Annotated in this window: 2 protein-coding genes; one reads left to right on the forward strand and one right to left on the reverse strand. The window is 71.0% G+C overall.

Going from position 1 to position 3,480, the window contains the following annotated elements; genetic code table 11:
- Nucleotides 1-45: 45 nt before the first annotated feature.
- Entirely contained in the window at nt 46-1,674 is a 1,629-nt protein-coding gene (pruA, locus tag ABTZ89_RS37130; protein ID WP_351053830.1) for an L-glutamate gamma-semialdehyde dehydrogenase, read from the reverse strand.
- A 147-nt stretch (nt 1,675-1,821) separates the two neighbouring features.
- Here pruA and ABTZ89_RS37135 point away from each other — a divergent pair.
- Nucleotides 1,822-3,480 (forward strand): PucR family transcriptional regulator (locus ABTZ89_RS37135; RefSeq protein ID WP_351053828.1); only part of this gene is annotated, 1,659 nt, incomplete at its 3' end.

Consider the following 3,480-nt stretch of genomic DNA (forward strand, 5'->3'; position numbering starts at 1 on the left):
TGCGCGGCGTTGGTGGTCAGCGCCACCACCGCCGCTCACGACCACTCAGCCCATGTGCGGGTAGCCGATGCCGATCGGCGCGTCCCAGGTTTCCTTGATGGCCCGGGGGCTGGTCCAGCGCTGGATGTTCAGCAGCGAACCGGCCTTGTCGTTGGTGCCGGAGGCCCGGCTGCCGCCGAAGGGCTGGCGGGACACGATCGAGCCGGTGGGCTTGTCGTTGACGTAGAAGTTGCCGGCCGCGCCGCGCAGCTTCTGGTGCGCCTCGTCGATGGCGCTGCGGTCGGTGGCGAACACCGCACCGGTCAGCGCGTACGGGCTGGAGGCGTCGACGACGTCGAGGACGTCGGAGTACTTGGCGTCGTCGTAGACGTGCACCGCGATGATCGGACCGAAGTACTCGGTGGTGAACACCTCGTCGCTCGGGTCGCTGCAGACCAGCACGGTGGGCTCGACGAAGTAGCCGACCGAGTCGTCGTAGCCGCCGCCGGCCAGCACCTCGATGGTGTCGGTGGCCTTGGCCCGGTCCAGCGCCGCCTTGTGCTTGGCGAAGGCGCGGGCGTCGATGACGGCGCCGCCGAAGTAGGAGAAGTCGGTGACGTCGCCGTAGCGGATGCTGCGGGTCAGCTCCGCCAGCTCCTCGCGCAGGCCGCCTTCCCAGATGGAGCGCGGCACGTAGGCGCGGGAGGCCGCCGAGCACTTCTGGCCCTGGTACTCGAAGGCGCCGCGGGCGAACGCGGTGGCCAGCGGGGCCGGGTCCGCGGACGGGTGCACGACGATGAAGTCCTTGCCGCCGGTCTCCCCGACGATGCGCGGGTAGCTGCGGTAGGAGTCCAGGTTGTCGCCGATGATCCGCCACAGCTTCTTGAAGGTGGCGGTGGAGCCGGTGAAGTGCAGACCGGCGAAGCCCGGGTCGGTCAGCGCCACGTCGGAGACGGCCTGGCCGTCACCGGTGACCAGGTTGATCACGCCCTTGGGCAGACCGGCCGCCTCGAACAGCCGCATGGTGAAGTGCGCGGCGAACTGCTGCGAGGGGGTCGGCTTCCACACCACGGTGTTGCCCATCAGCGCCGGGGCGGTGGGCAGGTTGCCCGCGATGGCGGTGAAGTTGAACGGGGTGATCGCGGTGACGAAGCCGTCCAGCGGGCGGTAGTCCATCCGGTTCCACTCGCCGGGGACCGACCGCGGCTGCTCGGCGATGATCTGCCGCGCGTAGTGCACGTTGAACCGCAGGAAGTCGATGAACTCGCAGGCGGCGTCGATCTCGGCCTGCTGAGCCGACTTCGACTGGCCCAGGATGGTCGCGGCGTTGATCGTGTCGCGCCACGGGCCGGCCAGCAGGTCGGCGGCGCGCAGCAGCACGGCGGCGCGCTCGTCGAACGAGGTCGCGGCCCACGCCGGGGCGGCGTCCTTGGCGGCCTGCACGGCGGCGGCGACGTCCTCGGCGGTGGCCTGCGCGGCGGTGCCCAGCACGTGCTTGTGGTCGTGCGGCTGGACGACGTCGAACCGGTCGCCACCGGCCATGCGCTGCACGCCACCGATGGTCTGGGTCAGCTCGACCTGCTCGGACTCCAGTTCCGCGACCCGCTTCTGCAGCGACTCGCGCTCCGGCGATCCGGGCGCGTAGCCCTTGACCGGCTCGTTGTACGGAACCGGTACCGAGGTGATGGCGTCCATGGCCAAGTTCGCCTCCTTGTGAGAAGTCGCTGTCGTGCGGAAGAGCCGCTGTTACTTGGGAGGTTAAGGTTTCGTTAGCCGATGGAGCTTGTCCGATCGGCTATCGTTGTCCATATCGGGTTGTCCGGTTGAACAAGTGGAGTTCACGTGCGCGATGTCGAGGTCGACGCGGTCGGCGTCGCCGTGGCCGGAGTGCCGTTGCGCCAGCTCCTCATCGCTGTCGGAGAACCCCTGGTCGACGTGCTCGCCGCGCCTCGAGGATTCGACGTCGAGGTGCGTGACGTTGTCATTGTCGACCCGGAGGAGGAGTCCGGCAGCGGTCGGAGCGGCGATTTCGTGCTGGTCATCGGCGCCCGCGGACGGGCCGCGGTGCGGCTGGTCCGGGCGGCGGCGCGCGAGGGCGCGGTGGCCGTCGCGGTGAAGGTCGGCCCCGATTCCGACGTCCGGGTGCTGCGCGACACCGCGATCGACTGCGGCATCGCGCTGCTCGGCGTCCGGCCGGAAGTGCGCTGGGAGCGCTTGGAGTCCTTCGCCCGCTCGGCGATCGACAACGCCCGGCTGACCACCGACGCCGACGTGGGGGAGGCCCTCGGCGACTTGTTCTCGCTGGCCCAGACGGTGGCGGCGATGACCGAAGGCATCGTGTCGATCGAGGACACCGCGAGCCGGGTGCTGGCCTACTCGCGCTCCGACGACGAGGTCGACGAGCTGCGCCGGCTGTCCATCCTGGGCCGCCAAGGCCCCGAGCCGTACCTGGCGATGCTCCGCGACTGGGGCGTCTACCAGCGACTTCGCGCGGGCGAGGAGGTGGTCCGCATAGATGAGCGGCCCGACCTGGGCATCCGCCGCCGGATGGCGGTGGGCATCCACGCCGGGGCCCAGCCGCTCGGCTCGATCTGGGTGCAGGAGAGCACCCGTCCGCTGTCCGAGCGCTCCGAGCGGGCCCTGCTGGGCGCGGCGCGGGTGGCGGCGCTGCAGCTCGTCCGGCAGCGCACCGAGGCCACCGCCGGGCCGCGCTTCCGCGAGAACCTGCTGGCCGGGCTGCTCGACGGTCGCATCGACGCGCAGTCGGTGGCCGACAACATCGGCGCGGACGCGACGAAACCAGCGGTGGTCGTGGTCTTCACCCTGCGCCCGTCGGAGCCCACGGCGGACCGCTCCGAGCTGGAGCTGCAACGCGCGGAGATGACCAGCCTGATCTCGGTGCACGCCTCGGCGTACCGCCGCAGCGCGCTGGTCACCACGATCGGCTCGCGGGTGTACGTGCTGCTGCCGGACCTGGCCGAGCGCTCAGCGGGCAGCTCGGCGCTGAGCTTGACGAGGGAGATCGTCGCGGCGGCCAAGCAGCACGTGCGGGCGCGCGTGCAGGTGGGCGTCGGCTCGGCGGTGCGGACGCTGGACGAGGTGGCCGAGTCCCGCAACGAAGCCGACCGGATCCTCGACGCGATGACGCACGACCTGCACGCGGAGGTCGCGACCATCTCCGACGTCCGCGCGCAGGTGGTGATCAGCGAGCTCCTGACCGTCCTGCAGGGCAACGAGCGCTTCCGCGACGCCCGCCTGACGGCCCTGCACGAGCACGACGCGGAGCACGGAACGGGCCTGGCGCGCTCGCTGCTGGCCTACCTGGAGGCCTTCGGCGACGTCCGAGCGGCCAGCGACCGCCTGCACGTCCACCCCAACACCCTCCGCTACCGGGTCCGCCGAGCAGGCGAGATCACCGGGATCGACCTGGCGAACCCCTCGGAACGCCTGCACCAGCAACGCCCCGCGGGAGTCGACCATGCTCGCCAACGCGTTGGCCAG

This window comes from Saccharopolyspora sp. NPDC002686, from assembly GCF_040295745.1.
Classification (GTDB): Bacteria; Actinomycetota; Actinomycetes; order Mycobacteriales; family Pseudonocardiaceae; genus Saccharopolyspora; species Saccharopolyspora oryzae.

Coding starts and splice junctions, on each gene's coding strand:
- pruA (WP_351053830.1), bottom strand. CDS start 1,674: ATGGACGCCATCACCTCGGTACCGGTTCCGTACAACGAGCCGGTCAAG.